Source organism: Bizionia gelidisalsuginis, from assembly GCF_008086185.1.
Lineage (GTDB): Bacteria > Bacteroidota > Bacteroidia > Flavobacteriales > Flavobacteriaceae > Bizionia > Bizionia saleffrena.
Genome location: NZ_VSKN01000005.1, coordinates 26,340 through 51,490, shown reverse-complemented (window position 1 = coordinate 51,490; position 25,151 = coordinate 26,340). Strand labels below are relative to the sequence as shown.

The following is a 25,151-nucleotide window of genomic DNA, read 5'->3' as shown; positions in this document are numbered from 1 at the left end:
TTTAAACTTGTTTTTTCTTGTTGTATTTTTTTTTAAACTTGTTGCATTCTTGTTGCATTCTTGTTTTAAACTTGTTTTTTTTATTTAGATAACCTAGCTTCTTGAAAAACTTGTTGATTATTTGTTGAAAACAAGTTGAATGGTCAATCCTATATTATAAGCTATTCAACGACACAATGTCGACAATTCAACAGATTACTTAACATCCTCTTTATTGAATTCAAAATAACGACCTTTTACTAAAGTCTCTTCAACAATGTATTTATCATTAATAGATGGTATGGTCGACAAATGAAACCTTTTATAGCTAGAGTTTTTCTGTAATAATCCAAATTTGGATTTTAGTATTTCGGAAACTTTAAAAGAAGAGACTCTTATGTTGTTATTTTTTAATTTTTCAACAAGGTCAGATGCACTATAACAAATAGTCTCTTTATCAAACCTGCTAAAGTCATCCACTAGTATTTCCGATATTTCTCTTTCTAAATATGTTTTATTACCTTTCATTAATTTACTTAATGCTTCTGTTTTAATTTCGTCTTTAGAAAACCACATTCTTGAAGTCTTTTTAGTTGAAGGCTTCCTAGAATTTAAAAAATATAAAAAACGTGGTATCTCTTCCTCTAAATCCTCTAACAAATTTGTGTTTTCATTACTATCTTCTATAGAGGGGATTTTTCGAACCCAATAGCGAATTTCCTTTTCGTCTATTAGAATAAAATTATCTTCATTATTAGAACACAATATAAACTTACCAAAAAATGGCGTCTCTACTTTGTCTTTGCCTTTATTCTCTGTTTTAAATGACCGTGATGTCGACAGATTCTTAATACGCTCACTATCCTCCTTCCGATCAAGTAAAACTTCATCAATAGCAATAATAAGTTTGGTTGCCCAATCAGCATTAAATTGACTCCTAAAATCTTCATTTTTATTAATAGTCATATTTTGTTGAAAGATTGATTTCAACCAATTTAAGAAAGTTGTTTTTCCTGTCTTACGATCTTCACTAACTAGGCACAATATGGGCAACACCTGAGTTGGGTATTGCCAGAGTATTGTTAAATAATCTAAACCTATATTGTATTGATCTCCAAAAACATGTTTCAAAAATGCTATCGTTTTGTGAAAACTTCCTTTCTCTAATGAATGATTAATTTGGTGATATTCATTATAGAAGCCCTTAATAACCTTTTCATACGCTACATTACTTGGCATAGTTACAAATCCATCGTATTTAGAAATTCCATCAATATAGTCTTTACCGTGATCCGTAATTATCTCTCCTTTGTTCCATTTAATTAAGGTTGACATAGTATCTCCACTTAATAATGGTTTATCAGCTATTTTAAAATAATCTGTTCCTACTCTTATATACTCCATCATTATTTCGATTTAGGCACCGTTACAGTTAAAATTGCTCGCTTGGGATTATTCGTTTTAATAAAATCAAATAGAATTTGAACTCCTGTAATGGAGTTATCGATTTTATATAATCTATCTATTTCCCCTTGAATAGTCAGATAATCAAATCTAACATCTTCATTTACCACGACTGAAAGTCTATTAAGTTTAGACATTATCCAATTAAAAAACTCCATTGACGCACTATCATACTGAAAGTTGTTTTTTAAATAATTAATTTGATCTTTAATTTCTTCAAGGTGAAAATGTAAATCTTTATCAGAAAATTCAGTTTTGTAAAATAATCGTCTCATTATCTTCTATATTTTAAAGATTTAACTTCTGATAACGCTGACTCTAAATTTTCTGAGCTAATAATTACACGTCTACCAATCTTATCTGCTCTAATAAAGCCTTTAGCAATATAGTTGCGCACAGTAAGTTCGGACACATTTAAGTGAACAGCTACTTCTTTAACTGTAAAGTTCTTTTTACTCGGTTTAACCAATTCATTAATAGATGTTTTAAGATCTTCTATTGGCTGTTGCACTATCTCTCTGATAAATGCTGATAATTCTTCTTTTGTTGTTACTACAATTTTAGTCATTTTATAATTTTTAAATATTAATAAATACAACTAGGCCTAATTGTTTGATACAAATTTGAGGCAGAATCGAAGAAGAAAAAAAGTAGTAAAGGTTAAAAGTTAAAAAACCATAAAGCAATGAAAATCATTGTTTTATGGTTTTTTACAATTGTTATTAATGAAGAAAACAAGTAGTGATGTTATAATAAATTTTAATAATATGCGTTTCTAATGTTCATTATTAAAGTTTCTAAAGTATTTCTGTTATTGATTAAGTCCTTTTTTTGTGTTTGTTTGTTCTGTTTAATCTCAAATTTACGAACGTGTTTATTAAAAAAAGAATCCTCTATTTGGACACCTTCTATATAGAATTTCTGTTTTAGCCATTCCTTATATTCTTTAACAGTTTTAGAAATCTTATTAGTAAAAAATAATCTTAGATGATATAAGAGATAACCTAATTCATCATTGGTAAACTTTCCATTACTAATATGTATGGTGTTAGAATTGTTTTCGCTCATTGAATTAGCGAATACACTCCATCCTAGATAAACCATATCATTCTTTTTAAGAAAATTGAAAAACACTTTTAATGCAGGATAATTATCTCCCCATACTAGGTTATTAAATTGATCAACATTGGATGATTCTATGGTAGGCAAATATGCTCTAAACATATCATTTTGGTTTTGAGATAGGTCATTCTGGTGTTTTAAATCTCTAAAGACTCTTTCTTTTAGAAAAAGCTCATCAAGGGTCTTATTCAGTTCTTTAGACAACAGAGCTTCCTTTTTTTTTATCTCTTCAATTAGGGTTCTATTTTGCTCTGTTGTAGATTCTAAATACTGAATTAAGACCGATTGACTCTTGTTTTTTTTATTATAGTCTATTAAAATACCAATTTCAAAGTTATCAAAATCCGGGTATTTTTTAGATTTATCAAGACAACTACTATTATGTTGATCTATAAGCTTTTTGAAAGCTTTGTAGCGTAATTCTTCAGTTTTATAGATTCGATATCCGCTCGAAAACTTTTCAATTCTCTCAGAAAATGATGGAGCTTTAACAATCATATCAAATAAAGAAAGAGCAGAATCCATATACTGCTTCGATTTTCCAAATTCATACTGCATTAAATAATTAGAAATATAACGGTCAAAAATGGTATATTTAGAATCCATTGATTGTAAATATTTCTTTTTTACATCAAAGAATATTTTATAAAAGTTAAACTGAAAATCATCGTTATTGTCCATTACAAAAACTTTATTAATCCATACGCCCAAATCGTCATTAACAATAGCAAGGGTTTCAACTTCTATATTTTTTAAACTCAAGAACTTTTCTTCTATATCCATAATTCTAATTCCAAACGTTTTTCATAAAATCAACTTTCTCTACATCGTGTGGCTTATAATATTTATTAAAGACTTCTAAACTTTTGTGACCCGTAAAGGACATTATTACTTTATCAGGTATTTTTTTATTCTTCATTATAGTAATGAAACTTCTTCTAGCCGTGTGAGACGAAATCCTTTTATAAAAAGGAATCATTTCTTCATTAATTTGATTACCAATTTTAGATATTTTTTTAATCTCTTCATCGTAGCCACATGCTTTAAATACATCCTTTATATATTCATTAAACTTTTGCTCTGAAATAACTGGCAAATTATAATCGTACTTTACTAAAACAGCTTTAGAAATACTATTTAATGGAATACTTAAAACTTTGTCTTTATTTTTTTGATCCATAACTCTAATCATATCATTCTGTACATCGTTCCTATTAACTTTAGAGTAGTTACTATATCTCATACCTGTAGAACATCCAAAAACAAATAAATCTCGGACCCTTTCTAATTTAAGATGTTTACTAAAGTCTTTACGATATACCTCTTGCACTTGTTCCAGGTTTAATGCAATTTCGTCTGTATCAAAAGCTTTTGGGCTTTGAAAAGTTCTAAACTCTACATTGTAAGTGTGATTATTCTCTACTGCCCAATTTAGGAAGGTTTTAAGCAATCCAATATTTCTACGCAAAGTATTAGCTGAATGTTTTTTTTCAGTGACGCTATAGTTAACGTAATCATTATAAAACTCAAAATTAATCTTACTTAAATGCAGGCTCTTTTTTTGATAAGTTTGATAATCATTTAAAAGGGTTTTATTATACTCATAGCGTTTTATTGTAGATGATGAATTTGCATTATCCGTAAAATCAGATTTCTTAGCTTTTAAGAATAAATCATATACATCAAAAAAACGATTAGAAATTGCTTCTACCTTTTTAAAATGTTTATCAAACTCTTTTTTAGTAGTTTCAATGTCTAACTCTAAATTAGAGTTTATGTATCTATTTGTTAACTCCGCAAAAAACATAGAATATCTATCTAATTGATTTTTTATAGATCTGTTATCATTTGCTTGAGCCGTCCTTCCATTTAAATTTTTTGGTAATCTATTTTCAAAATCCCATTCTGAAGGAGCAATACTTTCTCCTGTAGAGTAAACAAATTTCTTCCCTTCATTTTTGAAGTAGGATGAAAAAACAATTAGAGTTTTATCTAAAGACTTGGGTTTCCTTAAATTAAATGTATATCTCATGCGTTGACAGTTTAGTTGACAGTAAAGGTATAATTAAATAGATTTCAATACTAATAATGAGATATAAAACATACATTAAACCAACAAAATCAACTGATTACAAGACACTTAGATATAACACAGCATAAAAGGTTCGATTTCCTCATTCTCCGCTAGGAATAGCATAAATTCCAACAAAACCCTATAAACACTATGTTTATAGGGTTTTTGCTTTTCTACATATTTCAAAATATAACATATAATAGCATCCCATAGGTTACCTATTCGGTTACCTAATTGAAATTTACCAACAGGTAACCGAATTAGACATAAATACCTGTTAATAAAACCATTACAGACAAATTTTTAATTTAAATTTTGTATATTTAGTTAGATTTAGTACTTATAATATAGGTAACCGATGACTTCTACGTACAGTATTCTTTTTTTACTACATAAAACAAAAGCCACTCCAGATGGAAAGGCACCTATTTACGCACGTATCACCGTAAATGGAAAAAGATCACTTATTAGTATCCAGCGTAAAATATTAATCAAAAAATGGGATAGTACTAATGGTAAAGTTTTAGGGAATTCCGCAGAAGCGCGCGCCATCAATAAGTATATTGACGACGTTAGATATAAGCTAAACAAAATCCACGAACGTCTTTTAGATCTTGAAAGGCCATTCACTGCAATGGCTATTAAAAATCGATATATCGGAAAAGATCAGCCGACTAAAATGCTGTTGGTAATATTCCAAGCACATAATAACGAAGTAGATAGCTTAATAGGTAAAGACTTTGCTCCTGGTACTGCAGAACGCTATCGCACAACCAAAAATCATATTCAAGAATATATCCTAAAGGAATATATGGTTGATGACATTCCAGTTAAAAATGTGGACCATAAATTTATTACTGGTTTAGAATACTATTTAAAAACATCGCGAAAGTGCAGTCATAACACCTCGATTAAATACATTACCAATTTTAAGAAAATTATACGAATTGCCTACGCTAACGATTGGATAGATAAAGATCCATTTATTCATTGGAAAGCTAAATTGAAAACAATCGATCGCGAATTCCTATCTAAAGAGGAACTCCAAGCAATCATTGAAAAGAAATTCGAAATCCCGCGACTCCAATTAGTCAAAGACATATTTGTTTTTAGCTGCTTTACTGGCCTTGCGTACATTGACGTTAAACAACTCTCAAAAAATGATATTGTGATAGGTATTGATGGAGAGCATTGGATTAAAACAAAAAGAGCTAAGACGCATACGCGAAGTAATATTCCGTTGCTACCAATTCCGGCCGAAATCATTAAGGGTTACGAGGACCACCCACAAGTAATAAACAACGACAAATTACTCCCTATATTAAGCAATCAAAAAATGAATTCGTATTTAAAAACGATTGCAGATAGTTGTAATATAAATAAAAATCTCACCTACCACTTGGCAAGACACACTTTTGCCACAACCGTAACACTAACCAACGGAGTTCCTATTGAATCCGTTAGTAAAATGCTCGGTCATAAATCACTTAAAACGACCCAGCATTACGCCAAAATTTTAGATAGAAAAGTAAGTTCAGATATGAGCGCCTTAAAATCAATATTAGGCAAGGAAGAAGACAATTTGAGGATGTCTAAAAAACTGCTATAATACTCATTTTCATTAGTTTAAACTAAATTAAGTATATTTATAGCCCCAACCCAAATCACATCATTTATGGATAAGATTAATACCCTTGTTGATGAATACAAATTTAAAGTCACCAATTCTCATCAAGACAACCTAAATGAAATCACTAATTTAAGACACCTCATTAACTTAAGCAGTGAATACCTTCAGCTATTAAGGCTATCGGTAAGACAGAGAGGTTTCAATTCTGAATCTGACGAAATTCTCTTCTTTAAGAAGTGTAAACCTTTTGTTAGCGGTCATTTAAAGTACTTTTCTCATATCCATTCCTATTTAATGAACCGCCCCAAAGTAAGTAGCTCAAGACAAAGAAAATTTATACATCTTATTTTAGATAAGTACGAAGCACATAAATCGCGTGAGTTAGAGTTCGTAAAATATTACAGACATAAATCTACAAGGTACGATCACATATATTTTGTTCGCGGTTTAAATAGTATTGACATAACAAACAACATAAACCATTTTATAGATCCAGAATTCTCAACAAGTCACGATGATAAGGTAGCAAAAATCATTGCTTACGATTTACTCATAAGCTACTTCCAAAAAGAACTTGAAAACTTAAAGTCTAAAAAAAAACTTTCAAATCCAGACCCCACTCCCCCACTATTAGAAAAACTATCATGGACAGCTTCCAAAACAGATCTCGTAGAATTAATGTATGCTATTAATGCCATCGGAGCTCTTAATATTGGCAAAGTTGATATTAAAAGTCAAGCAAAAATATATGAATCTCTTTTTGGTATAGAACTTGGAAATTTCTATAAAACTTATGGAGAAATTAAAGCGCGCGAAAAAAACCGAACGAAATTCTTAGACAATTTAAAATATTCATTACTCAGAAAAATGGATAGTGACGATGCTAACTAATCTGTAAGCAACCAATAAATTACAATCATCTTTCCTTCTAAATATGTTAAATCTTTTCGGTACCTCTTCGGTACTACCGAAAAATCTCAAACAAATTGTCTCAAATTTGTTTTGCGATGGACTGATTAGCAGCTAGAAACCATCATCAAAAGCGAATGCTACAGATGGTGGTTTTAAACAATCTCTTCTCGCTAAAATACATTTTTTACTAACTTAATTTAAATGATTATGCCAACAGCTATTCTTACTACAGACGATCTGTATCAATTCAAAACAGAGTTATTCGATGAAATCAAAACCATTATTTCCAATTCTAAACCTGACAAAAGGTATTTAAGATCTTCGGAAGTTATGGCCCTTTTACAAGTAAGCCCAGGAACACTTCAAAATCTAAGAGTTAACGGAGTCTTACCATATACCAAATTAGGAGGTATTATCTACTATGATGAAGACGACATAAACAAGGTTCTTGAAGAAAACCGAATACATCATATCTAATCCCGTGCTTATCACGGCACCTCAACAAACAGTTAATACCATTGAGAATTATTAAGCAAATTCGAAAACCATTTATGCCATCAATTAACTATATAAAACACCTTAATGCAGTATTCCTATTGTTTAGCAAAGACAATAGGCTTAACCCTACGCATATCAGTTTATATATGGCATTTTTCCAATTATGGAACCACAACCGATTTCCAAATACCTTTTTCGTAAACCGGGAAGACGTTATGCGAATTTCTAAAATTGGCTCAAAGTCAACTTACCACCGGTGTGTAAAAGAATTAAACCTTTACCAATACCTTATATATTACCCCTCGCACAACCCATTTAAAGGTTCAAGAATTAAGATGCTCATCTTCAGTTCCCGCGAAAGCGGAGATCTCAGTAAGCAAAGTCAAAGCCACTTGGAATCAACTGTCTCAAAATCAAGACAAGTACTGAAACAAGCAATGGACTTAGCTGTCCCAAATCAAGGACAAGCAGTGGTACCTTTATATAAACACATTAAACAAATAGAAAACAGTTATAAACTACCCAAGCCAAAAAATGAATTTGAAGTGTTAAGTTTTTTTAAAAAAGAAAAGTGGCCAGAAATAGAAGCACAAAAATTCTTTAACCACTACCAATCCACAGGATGGAAAATCGGTGGGAAAATTAAAATCGAAGACTGGCACGCTTCCGCTAGAAACTGGATGCTTAAAGCAAAAGAAATTGCAGCGCAAATTAAAACGAATTCAAACAGCTACCAACAGTCCCAAAATAAAGACAACCTACACACCACGAGAAACAAAGACTACCATCAACCGCTTTAACCGTATCAAAATGAGATTCTCTAAACTGAAACCACAATAATTAAAACCTAATCCACGATGAAAACATCTCCCACCGGCTATAACAGAAACAACCCAAGTATTATTTACGAAGGGGCATCAGAATTCCAACTGGGCACTCTGGACGGAAATATTATTAATTACGACTTCCAAAAAATAGTAAACTACATCCAAGTGAAAGGAAAATTAATGTTCGGCAAAAACTTTAAAACCTACCAAGAAGACCACGAGCTCTTGCTAAAACTCTCCAGCTATTTTATAAAAGATTATGCATACTGTGCAAAATTTGGAATCGATCCAGACAAAGGCCTGCTCCTATCTGGTCCCGTGGGCTGCGGCAAAACAACGCTAATGATGTTACTACCGCATCTCATTCCTCATAAAAAACGATATACTATTATTCCGGCACGTAATATTGTCTTTGGCTTCAATGCCATTGGCTATAAAACAATCGACGATTATAGTGATACTAAAGAATATTGTTTCGACGATCTAGGCGTAGAACACACCGGAAGACATTATGGCAAGGACTGCAATGTAATGGGCGAAATATTAATATCGCGATACGACCAATTTAAAAAGAAAGGCATTAAAACACATTGCACTACAAACCTCAACGCCGTAGAAATAGAAGATCGCTATGGAGAACGCGTGCGCTCCAGAATGAGAGAGCTGTTTAACCTAGTTAGTTTTAATGCCAATAGTGTAGATAAACGACAATAACATTAAATAGTGAATTAGCAATAAAAGCACTTAAAAGTGTCTATCTAGCACCGTTCAACTCACATTTACGATTTTTTACAATAATTTAGAATAAGTAAGTTCTATATTGTGTGCGCTATAATTAAAAACAGTAAGAGATATAACTCCAATAATAAATTTTAGTATTGGTTTTATACTCATATAACTAAGTTGGGTGCAATGCAAAAAAAACTAACCTGAAAAACAATTAATAATTATGAAAAATAAATTACTTTTTAGTCTAATTCTATTTTTATTTACTACTCTAATTTATTCTCAGAATGTTACAAGAAAATATAATGATTTGATGGAAAGATATGAGTTTTATAATTCAAGTCGTCAAATAGTAGGTTATGCAAAATACAATTCATTACAAGAGAGATGGGAATATTATAATTCAAATAATCAACTAACTGGTTACGATAAATATAATTCACTAACTGGCGAAACACAACAAGTAGATTTGAATCAAAATAATTCTATCGAAAGTTCAGGCCAATATATTGTACACGATTATGGCGAACCACAATCGACATTTGATAGTAATTTAGCGATGTTAGCTCTATCTTATAAACAAAATCAATATGACAGACTTCAAAAAATATACGGTAATCTTACACTAAAACAAAAAAGACAAGTTGACGAATATATTCAAAATTATAATAGAAAAAGATTTGAAAATTATGTTTTAATAGGTAAAAAGCGTGAAGTTGAACTTTATAAAAATACAATCGGATTTCAATATGGTTTCGATAAAGATTATGCTGTTATTTATCAGATACGCACAAAAGAAAAGGCACGTTTAGAATTTGAATTAGGTTATAAAAATGAAGAACCCTATAAAACGTATAAATTTAATGCAATTTATCAATGGATTGAAAATTTACTTGGTCATACGAATTATTATGTTGGCTTGGGAGTAGGTTTAAAAAAAGTCGATGGAGAGAAACCTATAACCTACTATGAGGATATAAACGGGACATATGGTTCAGCTATTTTAAGTTTAGGTTTGGAATATAATTTCAATTTTCCCTTAATAATCTTTGTAAATTATCAACCTGAATTTACAGTCATTCCTGATTTTGATGTAAATGGAGGTTTTAATATTGGTGTTAGATATGGCTTTTAATAGATATAACAGCGTCGAATACAAATAACACTATCAAATAGAAAGCACTTCGCCCAACACCGTATAAAAATAATTACGGTTTAGTGCTTGCTTACGAAAATTCTTCCGAATTTTCTATTTGGTTTTTATTTGCTAAATTAGTTATTTATACACGCCACTAATCATATACGTACGTGTCATAGATCACTAGTCTAAAACACGTTATAGTTCTCCTCTCTTTCTATATAAAGATATTGTGGGCAATTTGAACAAAATTTCGGTCTAGAACAAAATTTTTTTCTAAAAAACAATTCTCATTTCCAATAACTTACAAAAAAAACTTAAAAAACATCAATAGAATGCGGAAAACCGTAAGGTAAATCGTTGACAGATATATTACTTTGTAAAATTTGAAAGAAATCCAATTTATGAAATTTTTGCTTTTTACTTCTTTATTTTTTTCTTCATTTATTTTAACAGCTCAAAACTATATTAGGGAAGGAAAAGGAGATTATAACAATGTTTTATATACTTGGGATGGAAAATATTTAAGACAGGGAAAAGGAAATTATGAAACTGTTTTATACACATCGACCGAAAAATATATTCTTCAAGGAAAAGGGGATTACAACACAGTTTTGGCGACTTGGGACGGAAAATATTTAAGACAAGGAAAAGGAGACTATAACAATGTACTTTACACTTGGGACGGAAAATATTTGAGACAAGGAAAAGGAGATTATGAAACTGTATTATATACAATAGACGGTAAATATATACGTCAAGGAAAAGGAAAATTCAACACAGTTTTATATACAATTTCGGGAGAAATCCCAATAGAGATATTAATTTTTACAATTTTATAAATTACTATAAAGAAATTGGGAATAAGCCGAAAAGCCAATGAAAATCTGAAGTAGGCAAAAAATTAAACTAATTAAAATGAAAATTAATTTTACTAATGTTGCATTCTTTCTTTTTGCATCAATGTCAATTCTATCGTGTAAGAAAACAGTTGAAGTTATTCCCGAAAAATCAATTTCGGCTACGGATATTTCGATTATTGGACCAGGTAAAGAATATATCAAAGTTTTGGATGGGGATTACAAATTAAAAGTAGAGAATGACAAAATTTACATTCCATTCAAATTTGAACTTATAAAAAAGTATGATGGTAATAATCCTCAAATGGGTAATTTAGGTTTAAGTCCTTTAGATGCTTCAAATGTTGCTGTTAGAGATGTTGGATATTCTTTCTCACCTGCCACTATGAGCGATTGGAGTAAAGTGGAGGATTTATTAGCAAGTGATGTTGGTGCAACTACAACTATAAGCTTTGAATGGGATTATTTTTCGGATAGAGAAAAAATGGCAAAAATTATGAAGGAAACAAATAATTTTGAAATTACTAATACCGAAATAAAAGATGATTTAGTTAGAACCAACGAAGAACTCATAAGGGAGTCCAACCGTAATGATGAAGTCGAGGAAGAACCTAAAGAGGAAGTCGCTTCAACATCAGAAAGTAATGACAAAATTGACGAAGCTTTAGACAGTTATGAAGAATATATTGACTCATACACTAAGTTTTTAAAGAAAGCCCAAAAAGGAGATAATTCTGCAATGGCTGAATATCCAGCAATGATGCAAAAAGCAACTGATATGCAACAAAAAATGGATGATATGAAAAACGAATTTTCAGCAAAACAAATGTCTCGATTAATGAAAATCGTCAATAAAATGAATACGGCAGCAATGGAAATGCAGTAACATAATCCTTTTAAGATAAATAGTATCAGATATAACACCAATAGAAAGATTAAAAGTGAAACCAAGAAATTACGATTACCTGAATATTTGAACTATCCTGCGTGGTTTTCTATACAGTTAAAGTCATATTTGTTTTGATTGCTTATTGGAAAATATTTGATTTTTTATTAGATAAATTTTTAAAATAGTACTACCTACAACATTGACTATAAGTAATTGCTCGTTCTCACCTACTGCTAAAAATCCAAGAGGTTTTTCAGTTTGGTACGTAAATGCAAGGTTAATCGCTAAACTACCCAACTACTCATAGCCGAGACCAAATCTTAAACATTTAAAACTAAATAATATGAAAAAAACGAACCTATTTTACATTTTAATTACAACTATATTATGTGTAAGCTGCTCATCTGATGACGATTCAAGTAACACTAATGCTGACTCAATTAATCCCCCTAACTGGATTCATGGTACTTGGAGTGGTTCCACCAACACCCAAAGTGGTTTTAAATTCACACCAGATGATTTTATTACAATTGTTATAAACACAGAGACTTCATGGAAAGAGCAAATAAAATTCACAAATAATGCTGATGTAAACACAAATGTTAATGAAACAATAAATGAAAATGAGTATAAAATTGATATTACAGTGAGAAGCAATACAATAAGTTATTATTTTGAAAAAAAATCTGATAATATTATAGAGCTAACTAATGACCCCTTAGGTGAACTTTCAGAATCACTTCTTATAAAGCAATAATTATTAGGTTTTGAGAAGTTTTAAAAAGCACGTTGTAATTAATTATTATTTATAGAAATTATTATAATTATAGGTGTTTTTATTAAAATGCTAACTTAAGCCGTTTACAATTATTTTTTATTTCAGGCCTACCTACAAAAATCACACCCGTAAGATCCCTGCGCCCGGATCTTACGGGTTTTCTATTCGGTTTTTATTTACCAGTACAGATGCTTACACATGCGCAAAATGTCATCAGCACCCTCACCTAAACCGAATTAGAAGAGCGCTACGGTAACCGTCTGCGATCCCGTATGTGTTCTTTGTTTAATCTAGTTAGTTTTAATGCTAATAGTAGAGATAAACGACAATAACTTTAAACAGACATCCAACACCACATTCACATAAAAGTGTCTATCTCGAAAAATCTACCCCACATTTACGATTTTTTACAATAATTTAGAATAAGTAAGTTCTATATTGTGTGCGCTATTAATTAAACGTGTTACATATTTCGTGTATGTATTCAATATACAAGAGTAATACTCTTTTAATAAAAATAAATAGATACACAACCAATAGAGAGAGCAAAGCATTGGTTTTATATTTATATTCATTGTAATAGTAGTGATACATTTAAAAAAACATCGTGCCTACCGACTATTTAACATATGAGAAAAATTATACCATTATTTATTCTGCTTATTTCTACTTACAGTTATTCCCAATCTGTTTGTAAATTAACTCCGCAAGAAATAGATTTGTACTTGTGTATGAACGACTATACATCAGTTGAATCTTCCGCGTATTTGACTTTAGGATTAAGTGACATAGTCTCAGAAATTGGACTGTCACAAAGTAATTTTACTATAAAAACTTGTAATTCAATTAATAATGCTGTTGCAGTAATTATCGATGGAGAAAGAGAGCTTTTAATTGACGAACATTATTTATCCAAATTAAATAACTCTACTAATAAATCATTTTATCTTTTTATACTTGCTCACGAAATTGGGCATCACCTAAATGGGCATACTTTAAAATATAGCGACAATACGACATCGAGAAAACAGGAATTAGAGGCTGATTATTTTGCAGGTTTTGTATTAAAAAAATTAAATAGTCCAATTCAAGACATAACAAGTACACTAAATGATATACCACATCCAAGTAAGAATACAGGCACTCATCCAATCCTAAAAAATAGAATTTTAACTGCCAATAAAGGATTTGAGGATGCCGTCTTAAAAGAACAGAAAATACTACAGAGATTTGAAAGCTCAATCACGGCAAAAGTCTATGAGTCAAATAGAATAAATTCTTTGAACTTAGCAAGGTCGTTTTACTCCAAGTTTGTAGTGACCGGAAATATGGACTATTTCAATTCTTCTAGAAGGTACTACGAAGAATTAATTAATAAAAAACAATTCAGAAACGCAGCTTATATTGAGCTGTCTTATTTATACAAGTTAAACGAGGAAGTCAAGGAATCAATACAGATATTAAACGAAATTGAAGAACGTAACAATTATACAGTTCTTTTACTTTGGGAAAATTATCATAGCTTAAAAAAAACAGTACCTAAAGAAATAATAAGTGCAATAGAAACAATCGAAAACACAGATTTAGAAGGCTTAATATTCAAGACAATTTTAGCTAAATATTACCTGGACACATACAAACCAGAGCTTGCAGAAAATATTTTCAACGCTCTATACGATGGTATTCAAGAAAGCGAAGAAAACGATAAAAACAAATTTGAATTAATTCATTTTTATAGTAATTATGCATACTTCTTAAATAGCAAAAGTGAATTTGAGACATCTGCTAAAAACTCAAAAACAGCAATAGATCTAATAAACTCTACTGAGCTTAAAGAGAACAAACAAGTAAACACAATACTTAAAGCTTGCTATTTCACTTACTCTATGGCCTTATTAGGTTCCAAAGAATATTCGCTTTTAGAAGAAACTCTTGCATTATGGGAGGATTTAGAATTAAAACAAAATATAGTAAACTCTAATATTCTTTACATCACAGCTAGATTGCAAGAAGAAACTGGCAAAACTAAAAAAGCAATTAAAAATTTTCAATCATATCTCAAAACCAATAAAGACCCTTATGCCAATTTTCATTTAGGAAAATGTTATTTAGAAATAAAGAATAATAAATCTGCTTGTTTAGAATTTAAAACCTCTTGCGAAAACGGAGTAGAATTAGCTTGTAGATATTTAAAAATTAAATGCGATGAATAAATACATTTATATAATAATAATTTTAATTAGTTGTAGGATTATTGCACAAGATACCGAAATTATAATTATTGACAGATTTGATTCTAATAAGAACAATTGGAATTTCAAATCATCTGACAATTGGAATTGCGATATTAAAAATGGCAAATTGAATATGCAAATAAATAAAACATATAGAAACATTTGGCTTATTGCAAATGGTATTGACAACTTAGCTAATAAGACCTACACTGAAATCACTTATGACTTTGATATAGAAAATACTGAAAATAATGATTTCGGAACAGGTATGATATTTATAAACGATTTAAATTCTAAAGAATTTGAAAACGTAAGTTTGGTTTTAAACAAGGAGAACTCCTATTTTGTAAAAAAATCAGATTCTTATCCAGATGCATATTTCAATTTGGCCTTAGAAAAAAGTCCAATATTTAAAAATAAAGGTAATACTGCTAAAATAATATTCGATAATAGAGAAACGGCAGATAAAGAATCTCAAATCAAAGTTTTTATTAATGAAAAATTAATAATCAAAAGTAATTGGAATATTTCAAATTTTAATAAAATCGGTTTTATAACTTACGGTGGAACTAAAATTACTTATGATAATCTTGTTATAAAACAAGAAAACAAAACTGCCTATGTAGTAGATGCTTTTGATTTTATTAGTTTAAATGGCAATTTAAAAATGGACAATAATGGGATTGACAAAAAAACTTTAATTGAATACATTCCTGTTGAGATAATTGATAACCAAAATATATTATCTACGAAAGACCTGATTAAAAGTCTTAAGAAAAATATTAAGTGTTCAGGTATCGAAACAAGAAAGGTTAACTTCAAAGGTCAAAAACGAGAAATGTTCTCATTTAATTATGGTAATTCTCTAATTGAATTTTTCACGGATACAGAAAAACCAAATCCTATCGAAATAAATTTTTTGGAAAAAGATGATTTAGATGATTTTTTTAAAATTTATGCAGATTACCATAGTTATAGGTATGATGAAAATAGAGCTCAATGGCCTTCAAATCCCTGGTTTTCAATATTAAAATTTAATGATTCATATAGAGCGACTATTTGGAGAGGTATGTAAAAAACCTAATTACTTATAAAATAAAGATTTCATTACTATTTTTACAAATAACTAAAGATGTTTTAACGAATAGCGCAAATGGTTTATTCTATTTCGCTCAGCATTTTAATATTAAAATTACAGCAGCATATATTCAAAACAGAAGATGAACTAAAAATAATATAGAAGTATAAAGAAAAGTGAACGAAGTATTACACACAAAAACCGTAACCGTTGCACAACACCACAATTTCACAAAAAAACAACCTTATTTAAGCCCTTTTTAAGGGCTTTCTTATTTTTCAGGTTGGTGGTTTCGCTACATTTTGCTTGACTTAATTACGCGCACACTAAGTTTTAAAGTGCCTTTATTCCATTACATAAAAAGACAACCGAATTAGAAGAGCGCTACAAAAACCGTGTGAGATCCCTCGTGCGCTCTATGTTTAATCTAGTTAGTTTTAATGCAAATAGTGTAGATAAACGTCAATAACATTAAATAGTGAATTAGAAACAAAAGCACTTAAAAGTATCTATCTAACGACATTCAACTCACATTTACGATTTTTTACAATAATTTAGAATAAGTAATTTCTATATTGTGTGCGCTATTATTTAATCTTAATTCACACCCCATAGGTGTATTTTAAGATGTAATAGTAATAGCCTTTTCGGGCATAAAATCAATAGTTACACAACCAATATAGAAGGTAATGCATTGGTTTTATGCTTATATAACTAAGTTGGCAAACATTACCAATCACACTCAAAAGGAATGAAATCAATCAATAGGAATAAAATAGTCAGAACAATTACAAAATATAAAGGGAAAGACGGAAAACCAAACTCATATGAAATTGAGTTTATGTCTTTTTCTAAATTTGATTCAAAATCTGTATATAAATACATTGATGGAAATATTGAAATTTATCCTTATAAATGGTATGATTTAAGACGTATTTATCAAATTCCAGCACATTATTTTTTCCATAAATTAAATATTTTTTTTAAAACAGAAATAAATCTAACCAAAACAAAGACAATAGCTATGTATTTTACTGTGTTTATAATGGAATCTTTATTTGCTTGGTTAATAGTTGAATTAGTAAAATTTGTTATTAGTAAAATATAATCGGAATAAAAAATTGCTAAATTACTGCTTAACTAAAAACTAGTTGCATTTTTGAGTACTACTGATTTTCCGTGGGAAAATCCTCGCACACAAAAATCGCAACTTTCAATACACGTATTCCAAGATCAAATCCTAATAAATATTCTATTTTTTTTATGCTGCATATTGTTGAAGAACCACATAAGGAGTTCCCTTCTTAACCACTGCGAAAGCTCTTGCTATTAATTTATTCCTAACGTTATTTATAGCAAGCATTTTATCTTTTCCTTCGGCTAATTTCCTCTTATAATACAAACGTAATTCACTGTCGTGCTGTATCGCTGACACACTTGCCATACTCAATAAACTTTTCATCTTTCTATCGCCTAAATAATGGCATTGTTTTCTGCGATGGATACTAGTCCCTGATTCATGCTTGAATGGTGCTGTTCCACAATAGCTTGAAAAAGCTCTCCAACTAGCAAAGCGTGTGAAGTTACCTGTATGATAAATAAGCTGGCAAGCAACCACTAAGCCTATTCCTTTGAGACTTGTTAGTAATTCATAATTCTTGCTCATAGAAGCATCGGCTGATAAGATGTCTTTTATTCGTGTCTCTATCGATTTCACTTGCTTTCCTAGGTAATCAATACTGCGCTTTAAGCTTAAACATCCGACATCTGTACTTGAACTTGACAAAAGTACCTTCATCTCCTTCAAGATTCCTTTTAAACCTGCATTATTTCTAACTAATTGATCTCTTAAAGCTAATAACCTGCCTAACTCTAAATGAGACATTTTCTTTACTGTAATTGGTTCCAATTCTTCTCTATAAAGCCACGCATAACGCGCTATTAAAACAGAATCTATCAGATCCGTTTTCTCCTTTACAATACCTGAACTACGTTTTATTTTCAAAGGATTCTCCTCTACATAAATAACAGATTGACTATGCAAGTAAAGCGCTAATTTTAAAGAGTAATAACCCGTATTCTCAAAACAATAAAATACCTTACTATCCTTTGTAACCTTTAAAACCCATTTCAATAGACTTTTATAGCCCACAACAGCGTTGATAAACGCTTTGTGAACCTGTGCTTGGTGACAATAAGCATCGAGTGTCTTTTTTGAAACATCGATTCCAACAACTTCTTCATAATTTTTCATATTTTTACAATTAGAGTTAATAAGTAAGTTGCGTTAACTACTTCCTTTATCGGGTGTTCAGACTCCTGGTATTCCAAATGGTTCTTGGCAACTGAATAGAAAGAGAGGACTCGTACGTGTCATGGATCTGTTATTCTAAAACACGTTATAGTTCTCCTCTTTTTCTATCTAAAGATATTTAATACAAACTAAAGAAACACGTTGGCTTTTAATATATCTTCCTGAGATAAACGATAACTTAATTTTCATTTTTTAAAAAACTTAAATGTTTTAGTATTTCATCTATTATATTTAAAATCTACTATATTAGCTCGCTCTAAACGCTAACAACAATAATATTGAAGTATGGATGATAAATTAATCAATTTTCATATTTACAGATATCATTTATTACCTATTGAATCTGCAAATCAACAAGTAAAGCTTTTTAATGATAAAAAGATAACCGCTAAAGAAATCAAAGAACGTAAAAATGAGTTTTTCGCTAAAACTTTAGCAAACCTTGAAGATTCAAAAAATAGTAGTCACCCATTAAAACTAGAGCATAGTGAAGGTCAAAACTACTTGTTTAAATTAGCACAAAATAAGACAACAAATATTACAAAGGATTTTAAAAATATAAAAATTGCTGACGCACCTTATGCTCACGTTGTTTTAAACAACGATCCTAGTGTTCAAAAAATTGCAATAAGTGACAATAAGGAGGCCTTTAGTAGTCCCGAAGTTGTGAAAAATATTTTAAAGAAATTGTTTCGTAGAGATTTAGAAAAATTTGGTCTAAACATTGAAATTGAAGCATTATACGATAAGGTAGAGTTTTGGAAATATGTTAGTAAACACAGAAAAGAAATCACTTATTTAAACTTTGAATTTATTAAACCGAATCTTGCTAATATTTCTAAAAGCCTGCCGCTTGTTTTCAAAAATTTCGTAGATAACACCAACAGCCACGAAAGCCACATCATTATTAAGGCACCGGAAAAAGGCACTCTTGTTAATATTAAGAAAAGTAATGAAGCTATTAAAGGATTAGTTGATTATACTTCCGAAGGTGCCGGCAGCATTAAGCTCAAAGTAAAAGGTATTAGAAAACAGATAAGCACGAAAGAAAAACCAGTTACTATACAAGTAAGAGAGCTAGATATTGAAGGACCTGCTGAACAGGTTATAAAACTTTATAAGACAATTATTGAATAGTGAACACAATAAAAAACATATCATTCTTTATAGTAATCGGTATTGTAATGACAATACTTGGTAAGATTTTAGATTCTGATTTTCTATTTATGTATCTAAAAGAAAGCATTATTGGCTTACTTTTAACGCTTTTAGCAATTAACACCGCCACGTCTGGTTTAATCGCTTCTAAAATTCAAGACATTATTGTTAATCAGCCAAAAATTGATTTTTCAGACACTATTAAAGAAATGAAAAGATCTTTGCTAGAACAGATAATACTCATAAGCTTAAGTATAATAACACTATTGCTAATGGACAGTACCAAATTAACATTTTTATTTAAAGTTGAAATCAGTAATGTAATTCTAGTATCTATATTAGCGTATTCTATTAATATATTATGGGATACTGGTAAAGCAGTTTTTGTTATTATAGAAGAGTTACACAAACTGAATAAAGAAAAATAAATAAAACAGAATACCACCTAAATTAGGCCTTACATAGTGTACACGTTTCAGTGGAAAAGAACTCCTTTTTACCATAGCACATTAAATCATACCTTAATATCTACCAATAAAATGGTTGTTTTAATAAATTATACCTATATTTAGACATTATAATGGTAATAATATGTTAGAGATAATAACAATAAAAGAGGTAAAAGTCAAGATTGGAGAGGCGTGTAAAGCACTTCGTAAATCAAATGAGCTCTCTCGAGAAGAGTTAGCAGAAGCCCTAGAGGTCTCAAGCACCACCATTCAAAACATCGAGAAAGGTAAAAATGCCACACTCGACAATGTCTTAAAAGTAGCAAATCATTTTGGGTTAGTACAGTCTATTACCAAAGAAATAGAGAAGACTATTACAAACCAAAACGACATTTCACTGTATTAATCAATGGCTAGAGATAAAATCATAGATATAATGGCTTTTGGCCTAGAAATTGGAAAGTTAGGGTATGATATAGATCAAAGAAAATCCTTTTTTCAATACAATCCAGATTTTTTAGATTCTGGAAAGTACTCTAACCTGCTTCCTTTTATTTTTAAACACACAAAACAAGCACAGGTATTCACAGAATACCAACAAGACACTTTTCAAGGCTTACCGCCTATGATAGCCGATTCCCTTCCAGATACTTTTGGTAATATTATATTCCAAGAATGGCTAACAGCTAGAGGCATCCTAAAAGTAACGCCTTTAGAGCAACTAGCCTATGTCGCAGATCGTGGTATGGGTGCACTAGAATATAAACCTATCAAAGCATTGCCTAAAGCAACTAATGTTAATATTGATGAGGTCATCACTATTTTAGAAAAAGTTCTTAAACTTAAGCAAGGGACAACAGGTAAAGACCTCAACGAATTATCATTATTAAACGTTTTCAAAATCGGAACTTCCGCTGGTGGTGCAAGACCTAAAATCCTAATTTCAGAACACAAAAAAACAGGAGAAATTAGTGCAGGTGATAGAGAGGTTAGCGATGACTACAACCACTATTTAGTTAAATTGCATATCGATGATAGCGATGGCTATAATAAAGAAAAAGTAGAATATGCATACTACCTATTGGCGCAAGAAGCGGGTATCGATATGATGCCGTCTAAGCTAATCGAAAATAAACACTTCGCAACGTTACGATACGACAGGCAACACGGAGAAAAACAACACGTACTCACAGTAACAGGCCTAACAGGTTGGGACTTTAAAAGCCAACCTGAAAATTCTAGCTACGAAAACGTCTTTAAAGTCGCGCTAGCTTTAAAAGTACCTCACAAAGATTTACAACAACTGTTTAAACGTATGGTGTTTAACCTCATTTTTAAAAATGTAGACGACCACCTAAAAAATCACAGTTTTATATACAACCAAGAAAGTAATAGTTGGAATGTAAGTCCGGCATACGATGTAACCTATGCGCTCAATCCCCTACTTACATTCAAATCAACATCCAGAGCTTTATCTATTAACGCAAAACGTACAGAGATAACGCTAAAGGATATTCTCACCATTGCTGAAGAATTTTCTATAAAGAACCCTAAAGGAATTATTGCAGATATTCAAGTTTTAGTACCGCGATGGTCAGCACTTGCTACTGAATTAGATATACCTGAGATTATTATTAAAGCAATTCAAAAAGAAATTAAAGAATTAGAATAATCGCAAATAACACACCCGCACATTTAGGATATAATATTCTAAATCATTGCTTTCGCAATAAGCCTTATAGTTTTTAAGAGTTGTTAAACGTAGTAAATGAGGGTATTGCCGAGTTATATTCTGGAGAGAGTATTTCAGAAAGAACATTACGAGAGAACCTAAAAGTCATTTCAAAATGTATTTGGATACAATGCTTCAGTTAAATGCTAGTACTAATCAAATCCAAAATTTTATAAAACTTATAGAATTAGGGAATACAGTCGAATATTCTTTGATTCACATAAATGTAGCTAAAAGCCCCTAATATAACTCGCAATAAATAAAACAAGTTCACAACGCCTATACAATCCCAGCCTTGAGTCTTAATACCAGTTACTATTATTTACACAACTTTAAGTAGCAATTACGGAAAACCATAATGCCAAACCGATATATATTGCTATTTTTAGCAATTGGTGTCGAAGGGAATAATTTTAAGACATTTCAAATAATTTTATAAACTAGTTTATAGCGAACCACTAAATGGCAAAAACAAAAAATACCTTTGAACAAGACCTGTTTAAAGCAGCAGATAAATTACGTAAAAACATAGACGCAGCCGAGTATAAACACGTGGTACTAGGGCTCGTATTTTTAAAATACATATCCGAATCTTTCTCTGAACTCTACGAAAAACTAGAAGCCGAAGAATGGTCCGATCCCGAAGACCGCGACGAATACATAGCAGAAAACACCTTCTTCGTTCCTAAAGTGTCTCGATGGAGTCACATTCACGGCCAAGCCAAGCTACCTGGTATCGGGCAAACGCTGGACGAAGCTATGGAAGCCATAGAAAAGGAAAACAAAGAATTAAAAAACGTACTACCTCAAGTTTACGGTAAGGCCAATCTAGACAAGACCGCTTTGGGCGAGCTCATAGATTTAATTTCTAATACCGACTTACAAGCCGAAAACGAAAACTCTAAAGACCTCTTTGGTCGCGTGTACGAGTATTTTCTAGGAGAATTCGCCAATGCCGAAGGTAAAAAAGGTGGACAATTTTACACCCCAAAAGCTATTGTAAAGCTAATGGTGGAAATGATAGAACCTTACAAAGGTCGTGTCTATGACCCCGCTTCTGGTTCTGGTGGTATGTTTGTTATGAGTGAGAAGTTTGTAACAGAACACAGCGGAAACGTTAAAGATATTACCGTGTACGGACAAGAAAGCAACCAGACCACGTGGAAACTATCTAAAATGAACCTCGCCATTCGTAACATCAACTCCAAGTTCGTAGCGTGGAATACCGAAGGCTCATTTTTAAAAGACGCACACCCCGACCTAAAAGCCGATTTCGTAATTGCAAACCCACCCTTTAATCAAAAAGATTGGGGTATAGATATTTTACAAGAAGATGCCCGCTGGCAACACGGCACACCGCCTAACGGAAACGCCAATTACGGCTGGCTACAGCATATGCTATATCACCTGGCACCTACAGGGGTAATGGCTACAGTTTTATCTAATGGCTCGTTAAGTTCTAATACCTCTGGTGAAGGCGAGATACGTAAGAATTTTATAGAACAAAACCTCGTAGAATGTATTGTTGCCTTACCAAAACAATTATTCTATAATACAGGTATTCCTGCGTGTATCTGGTTTTTACGTCGTAATAAATCCAACAAAGAAACCCTCTTTATTGACGCGTCAGAAATGGGCTATTTAGAAGACCGTGTGCATAGAAACCTGTCTGATAAAGACGATGAAAAGAAACGAGGCGATTTCGATGAAAATGGCAACGGCGATATACAGAAAATAGTGAACACCTATCATAACTGGCGCAAACAAAAAAGCCTCTCTCCCTCTGGGAGAGACGGGAGTGAGGGTGTCTACATAGACATCAAAGGCTTTTGTAAAGCTGCTACACTTAAAGATATAGAAAAACACAACTACGTTCTAACCCCAGGACGCTACGTAGGTATCCCAGATGAAGACGACGACGGCATCCCGTTTGAAGATAAAATGGTAGACCTCACCACCACCCTAAAACAACAAATGCAGGAAGAGGATGCCCTAAACCAAGAAATTAAAACACAACTGGCTAAAATTGGGTTTGCGTTATGAGTAGTGTTGTAGATAAAATTCCTAAAGGTTGGGTGGAAGTCTCATTAGGTGAACTTGTTGAAACAAATAAAAACTCTATAGGCCAAACCTATAAACATAATGAGATATATTATTTGGATACAGGGTCTATAACCGAAGGAGTAATTGTAGAATTAAAAAAACACGATTTGCAAGATGCGCCTAGCCGAGCAAAAAGATTGGTCCAAAATAAGGATATAATTTACTCAACTGTTAGACCAAATCAAAAGCATTATGGGTTTATTGAAAATCCTTTAGATAATTTAGTGGTATCTACAGGTTTTACTGTAATTACTACGAACAACGATAATTGTGCAAAGTATATCTATTATTTACTTACACTAAATTCGGTTACTGAATATTTGCATCAATTGGCAGAACAAAGTACTTCAGCATATCCGTCTATAAAATCAATTGATTTAGAAAATTTGGAAATAACCATTCCAAAAGAACTCCAAGAACAAAAAGCCATTGCAAAAGTCTTAACCGCCTTTGATGATAAAATAGAAAACCTACGCGCACAAAACCAAACCCTAGAAACCCTAGCACAAACCATTTTTAAAGAGTGGTTTGGGAAATACCAAATTGGGGATGTGTTGCCGGAGGGTTGGAGAGTTGAAACATTAGATAATCTATTAGAACTAATAATTGATTATAGAGGAAAAACACCAAAAAAACTTGGGATGGACTGGTCAGGAGAAGGCATCCCTGCTCTTTCAGCTAAAACAATTAAAAATGGCAAAATTGTACGACGTGATGCAATGAATTTTGGTAGTCCAGAACTTTATAAGTTATGGATGAAGGATGAGCTAAAAAAGGGAGATATATTATTAACTTCAGAAGCTCCTTTAGGAGAAATGTATTATATAAATGACGATACTAAGTTCATTTTGTCCCAACGTTTATTTGCATTAAGAGTTAATGAAGGGATATCGAGCGAATACCTATATGATTATCTGTTTTCAAACTATGGACAACACCTATTAAATGCTAGGGCCTCGGGTTCTACTGTCCAAGGAATAAGACAGTCTGAATTAAGAAAAATTGAAGTGATTGTTCCTGAAGAAAAAATTATGAAAAAGGCTTCAAGAATATTTAGAAGTGCCATTCAAAAAAAGGCGATAAATGCAAAACAAATCCAATCCCTAACCAAAACCAGAGACACCCTCTTACCAAAATTAATGAGTGGGCAATTAAGAGTTAACGAGTTTAAAAGTAACCTATAAAA

25 protein-coding genes and 1 pseudogene are annotated in these 25,151 nt (G+C 31.3%); 20 read left to right on the top strand and 6 right to left on the bottom strand.

The window, feature by feature from the left end:
• Positions 1 to 195: 195 nt before the first annotated feature.
• The 5 genes from ES677_RS05305 to ES677_RS05285 all read right to left on the bottom strand — a co-directional run bounded on the left by ES677_RS05305 (position 196) and on the right by ES677_RS05285 (position 4,597).
• Positions 196 to 1,386 carry a primase-helicase family protein gene (locus ES677_RS05305; RefSeq protein ID WP_246124376.1) on the bottom strand — a complete coding sequence of 397 codons (1,191 nt, stop codon included), beginning with the start codon at positions 1,384 to 1,386 and terminating at the stop codon, positions 196 to 198.
• On the bottom strand, positions 1,386 to 1,718 hold the full coding sequence (locus ES677_RS05300; RefSeq protein WP_148380659.1) for a hypothetical protein: 333 nt from the start codon (positions 1,716 to 1,718) through the stop codon (positions 1,386 to 1,388). The genes ES677_RS05305 and ES677_RS05300 overlap by 1 nt, the downstream gene beginning before the upstream one ends.
• Entirely contained in the window at positions 1,718 to 2,011 is a 294-nt protein-coding gene (locus ES677_RS05295; protein WP_148380658.1) for a helix-turn-helix domain-containing protein, read from the bottom strand. The genes ES677_RS05300 and ES677_RS05295 overlap by 1 nt, the downstream gene beginning before the upstream one ends.
• A 191-nt stretch (positions 2,012 to 2,202) precedes the next feature.
• Positions 2,203 to 3,348 carry a hypothetical protein gene (locus ES677_RS05290; protein ID WP_148380657.1) on the bottom strand — a complete coding sequence of 382 codons (1,146 nt, stop codon included), beginning with the start codon at positions 3,346 to 3,348 and terminating at the stop codon, positions 2,203 to 2,205.
• Positions 3,349 to 3,352: 4 nt separating this feature from the next.
• Positions 3,353 to 4,597 carry a tyrosine-type recombinase/integrase gene (locus ES677_RS05285; RefSeq protein WP_148380656.1) on the bottom strand — a complete coding sequence of 415 codons (1,245 nt, stop codon included), beginning with the start codon at positions 4,595 to 4,597 and terminating at the stop codon, positions 3,353 to 3,355.
• 400 nt (positions 4,598 to 4,997) lie between these two features.
• On the opposite strand from ES677_RS05285, the gene ES677_RS05280 reads away from it, so the two are divergent.
• The 13 genes and pseudogenes from ES677_RS05280 (at position 4,998) to ES677_RS05220 (ending at position 17,317) form a co-directional block, all read left to right on the top strand.
• A complete protein-coding gene (locus ES677_RS05280) occupies positions 4,998 to 6,248 on the top strand; it encodes a site-specific integrase (RefSeq protein ID WP_148380655.1) in 1,251 nt (416 codons plus the stop codon).
• Positions 6,249 to 6,314: 66 nt separating this feature from the next.
• Complete coding sequence (locus tag ES677_RS05275) at positions 6,315 to 7,160, top strand: RteC domain-containing protein (RefSeq protein WP_148380654.1); 846 nt, start codon at positions 6,315 to 6,317, stop codon at positions 7,158 to 7,160.
• A 228-nt stretch (positions 7,161 to 7,388) separates the two neighbouring features.
• Positions 7,389 to 7,658, top strand: a complete 270-nt coding sequence (locus ES677_RS05270; RefSeq protein WP_148380729.1) for a helix-turn-helix domain-containing protein — start codon at positions 7,389 to 7,391, stop codon at positions 7,656 to 7,658.
• A gap of 458 nt (positions 7,659 to 8,116) precedes the next feature.
• Entirely contained in the window at positions 8,117 to 8,479 is a 363-nt protein-coding gene (locus tag ES677_RS15640; RefSeq protein ID WP_246124375.1) for a hypothetical protein, read from the top strand.
• A 57-nt stretch (positions 8,480 to 8,536) separates the two neighbouring features.
• Positions 8,537 to 9,220, top strand: a complete 684-nt coding sequence (locus ES677_RS05260) for a P-loop NTPase family protein (protein WP_148380652.1) — start codon at positions 8,537 to 8,539, stop codon at positions 9,218 to 9,220.
• A 235-nt stretch (positions 9,221 to 9,455) separates the two neighbouring features.
• The gene (locus ES677_RS05255; protein WP_148370144.1) at positions 9,456 to 10,367 is read left to right on the top strand and encodes a hypothetical protein; all 912 of its coding nucleotides are present in this window, start codon (positions 9,456 to 9,458) and stop codon (positions 10,365 to 10,367) included.
• Between the two features lie 407 nt (positions 10,368 to 10,774).
• Positions 10,775 to 11,212 carry a hypothetical protein gene (locus ES677_RS05250; RefSeq protein ID WP_148370143.1) on the top strand — a complete coding sequence of 146 codons (438 nt, stop codon included), beginning with the start codon at positions 10,775 to 10,777 and terminating at the stop codon, positions 11,210 to 11,212.
• A 121-nt stretch (positions 11,213 to 11,333) separates the two neighbouring features.
• On the top strand, positions 11,334 to 12,116 hold the full coding sequence (locus ES677_RS05245) for a DUF6591 domain-containing protein (RefSeq protein WP_148370142.1): 783 nt from the start codon (positions 11,334 to 11,336) through the stop codon (positions 12,114 to 12,116).
• 346 nt (positions 12,117 to 12,462) lie between these two features.
• On the top strand, positions 12,463 to 12,876 hold the full coding sequence (locus tag ES677_RS05240; RefSeq protein WP_148370141.1) for a hypothetical protein: 414 nt from the start codon (positions 12,463 to 12,465) through the stop codon (positions 12,874 to 12,876).
• 254 nt (positions 12,877 to 13,130) lie between these two features.
• A pseudogene (locus tag ES677_RS15635) lies at positions 13,131 to 13,229 on the top strand (ATPase); the annotation flags it as partial.
• A 297-nt stretch (positions 13,230 to 13,526) separates the two neighbouring features.
• A complete protein-coding gene (locus tag ES677_RS05230) occupies positions 13,527 to 15,110 on the top strand; it encodes an ImmA/IrrE family metallo-endopeptidase (RefSeq protein WP_148380651.1) in 1,584 nt (527 codons plus the stop codon).
• Positions 15,103 to 16,206, top strand: coding sequence for a hypothetical protein (locus tag ES677_RS05225; RefSeq protein WP_148380650.1), 1,104 nt, complete (start codon positions 15,103 to 15,105; stop codon positions 16,204 to 16,206). The genes ES677_RS05230 and ES677_RS05225 overlap by 8 nt, the downstream gene beginning before the upstream one ends.
• 754 nt (positions 16,207 to 16,960) lie before the next feature.
• On the top strand, positions 16,961 to 17,317 hold the full coding sequence (locus ES677_RS05220; RefSeq protein WP_148380649.1) for a hypothetical protein: 357 nt from the start codon (positions 16,961 to 16,963) through the stop codon (positions 17,315 to 17,317).
• A 153-nt stretch (positions 17,318 to 17,470) separates the two neighbouring features.
• On the opposite strand, the gene ES677_RS05215 is transcribed toward ES677_RS05220, so the two are convergent.
• The gene (locus tag ES677_RS05215; protein ID WP_148380648.1) at positions 17,471 to 18,463 is read right to left on the bottom strand and encodes an IS110 family RNA-guided transposase; all 993 of its coding nucleotides are present in this window, start codon (positions 18,461 to 18,463) and stop codon (positions 17,471 to 17,473) included.
• Positions 18,464 to 18,808: 345 nt separating this feature from the next.
• Here ES677_RS05215 and ES677_RS05210 point away from each other — a divergent pair, with 345 nt between their 5' ends.
• The 7 genes from ES677_RS05210 (at position 18,809) to ES677_RS05180 (ending at position 25,149) form a co-directional block, all read left to right on the top strand.
• Complete coding sequence (locus ES677_RS05210) at positions 18,809 to 19,660, top strand: hypothetical protein (protein WP_148380647.1); 852 nt, start codon at positions 18,809 to 18,811, stop codon at positions 19,658 to 19,660.
• Complete coding sequence (locus ES677_RS05205; RefSeq protein WP_148380646.1) at positions 19,660 to 20,109, top strand: hypothetical protein; 450 nt, start codon at positions 19,660 to 19,662, stop codon at positions 20,107 to 20,109. The genes ES677_RS05210 and ES677_RS05205 overlap by 1 nt, the downstream gene beginning before the upstream one ends.
• Positions 20,110 to 20,272: 163 nt before the next feature.
• The gene (locus ES677_RS05200) at positions 20,273 to 20,536 is read left to right on the top strand and encodes a helix-turn-helix transcriptional regulator (protein WP_148380645.1); all 264 of its coding nucleotides are present in this window, start codon (positions 20,273 to 20,275) and stop codon (positions 20,534 to 20,536) included.
• A gap of 3 nt (positions 20,537 to 20,539) precedes the next feature.
• Complete coding sequence (locus tag ES677_RS05195) at positions 20,540 to 21,802, top strand: type II toxin-antitoxin system HipA family toxin (protein ID WP_148380644.1); 1,263 nt, start codon at positions 20,540 to 20,542, stop codon at positions 21,800 to 21,802.
• Positions 21,803 to 21,917: 115 nt separating this feature from the next.
• Positions 21,918 to 22,106 carry a DUF3050 domain-containing protein gene (locus tag ES677_RS05190; RefSeq protein ID WP_317130605.1) on the top strand — a complete coding sequence of 63 codons (189 nt, stop codon included), beginning with the start codon at positions 21,918 to 21,920 and terminating at the stop codon, positions 22,104 to 22,106.
• Positions 22,107 to 22,324: 218 nt separating this feature from the next.
• Complete coding sequence (locus tag ES677_RS05185; protein ID WP_148380642.1) at positions 22,325 to 23,905, top strand: type I restriction-modification system subunit M; 1,581 nt, start codon at positions 22,325 to 22,327, stop codon at positions 23,903 to 23,905.
• Entirely contained in the window at positions 23,902 to 25,149 is a 1,248-nt protein-coding gene (locus ES677_RS05180) for a restriction endonuclease subunit S (protein ID WP_148380641.1), read from the top strand. Before ES677_RS05185 ends, ES677_RS05180 begins: the two co-directional genes overlap by 4 nt.
• Positions 25,150 to 25,151 lie beyond the last annotated feature (2 nt).

Bases quoted from the DNA above. Each gene is read 5' to 3' on its own strand.
- ES677_RS05305 (WP_246124376.1), bottom strand. From the start codon at position 1,386: ATGATGGAGTATATAAGAGTAGGAACAGATTATTTTAAAATAGCTGAT.
- ES677_RS05300 (WP_148380659.1), bottom strand. From the start codon at position 1,718: ATGAGACGATTATTTTACAAAACTGAATTTTCTGATAAAGATTTACAT.
- ES677_RS05295 (WP_148380658.1), bottom strand. From the start codon at position 2,011: ATGACTAAAATTGTAGTAACAACAAAAGAAGAATTATCAGCATTTATC.
- ES677_RS05290 (WP_148380657.1), bottom strand. From the start codon at position 3,348: ATGGATATAGAAGAAAAGTTCTTGAGTTTAAAAAATATAGAAGTTGAA.
- ES677_RS05285 (WP_148380656.1), bottom strand. From the start codon at position 4,597: ATGAGATATACATTTAATTTAAGGAAACCCAAGTCTTTAGATAAAACT.
- ES677_RS05280 (WP_148380655.1), top strand. From the start codon at position 4,998: ATGACTTCTACGTACAGTATTCTTTTTTTACTACATAAAACAAAAGCC.
- ES677_RS05275 (WP_148380654.1), top strand. From the start codon at position 6,315: ATGGATAAGATTAATACCCTTGTTGATGAATACAAATTTAAAGTCACC.
- ES677_RS05270 (WP_148380729.1), top strand. From the start codon at position 7,389: ATGCCAACAGCTATTCTTACTACAGACGATCTGTATCAATTCAAAACA.
- ES677_RS15640 (WP_246124375.1), top strand. From the start codon at position 8,117: ATGGACTTAGCTGTCCCAAATCAAGGACAAGCAGTGGTACCTTTATAT.
- ES677_RS05260 (WP_148380652.1), top strand. From the start codon at position 8,537: ATGAAAACATCTCCCACCGGCTATAACAGAAACAACCCAAGTATTATT.
- ES677_RS05255 (WP_148370144.1), top strand. From the start codon at position 9,456: ATGAAAAATAAATTACTTTTTAGTCTAATTCTATTTTTATTTACTACT.
- ES677_RS05250 (WP_148370143.1), top strand. From the start codon at position 10,775: ATGAAATTTTTGCTTTTTACTTCTTTATTTTTTTCTTCATTTATTTTA.
- ES677_RS05245 (WP_148370142.1), top strand. From the start codon at position 11,334: ATGTCAATTCTATCGTGTAAGAAAACAGTTGAAGTTATTCCCGAAAAA.
- ES677_RS05240 (WP_148370141.1), top strand. From the start codon at position 12,463: ATGAAAAAAACGAACCTATTTTACATTTTAATTACAACTATATTATGT.
- ES677_RS05230 (WP_148380651.1), top strand. From the start codon at position 13,527: ATGAGAAAAATTATACCATTATTTATTCTGCTTATTTCTACTTACAGT.
- ES677_RS05225 (WP_148380650.1), top strand. From the start codon at position 15,103: ATGAATAAATACATTTATATAATAATAATTTTAATTAGTTGTAGGATT.
- ES677_RS05220 (WP_148380649.1), top strand. From the start codon at position 16,961: ATGAAATCAATCAATAGGAATAAAATAGTCAGAACAATTACAAAATAT.
- ES677_RS05215 (WP_148380648.1), bottom strand. From the start codon at position 18,463: ATGAAAAATTATGAAGAAGTTGTTGGAATCGATGTTTCAAAAAAGACA.
- ES677_RS05210 (WP_148380647.1), top strand. From the start codon at position 18,809: ATGGATGATAAATTAATCAATTTTCATATTTACAGATATCATTTATTA.
- ES677_RS05200 (WP_148380645.1), top strand. From the start codon at position 20,273: ATGTTAGAGATAATAACAATAAAAGAGGTAAAAGTCAAGATTGGAGAG.
- ES677_RS05195 (WP_148380644.1), top strand. From the start codon at position 20,540: ATGGCTAGAGATAAAATCATAGATATAATGGCTTTTGGCCTAGAAATT.
- ES677_RS05185 (WP_148380642.1), top strand. From the start codon at position 22,325: ATGGCAAAAACAAAAAATACCTTTGAACAAGACCTGTTTAAAGCAGCA.
- ES677_RS05180 (WP_148380641.1), top strand. From the start codon at position 23,902: ATGAGTAGTGTTGTAGATAAAATTCCTAAAGGTTGGGTGGAAGTCTCA.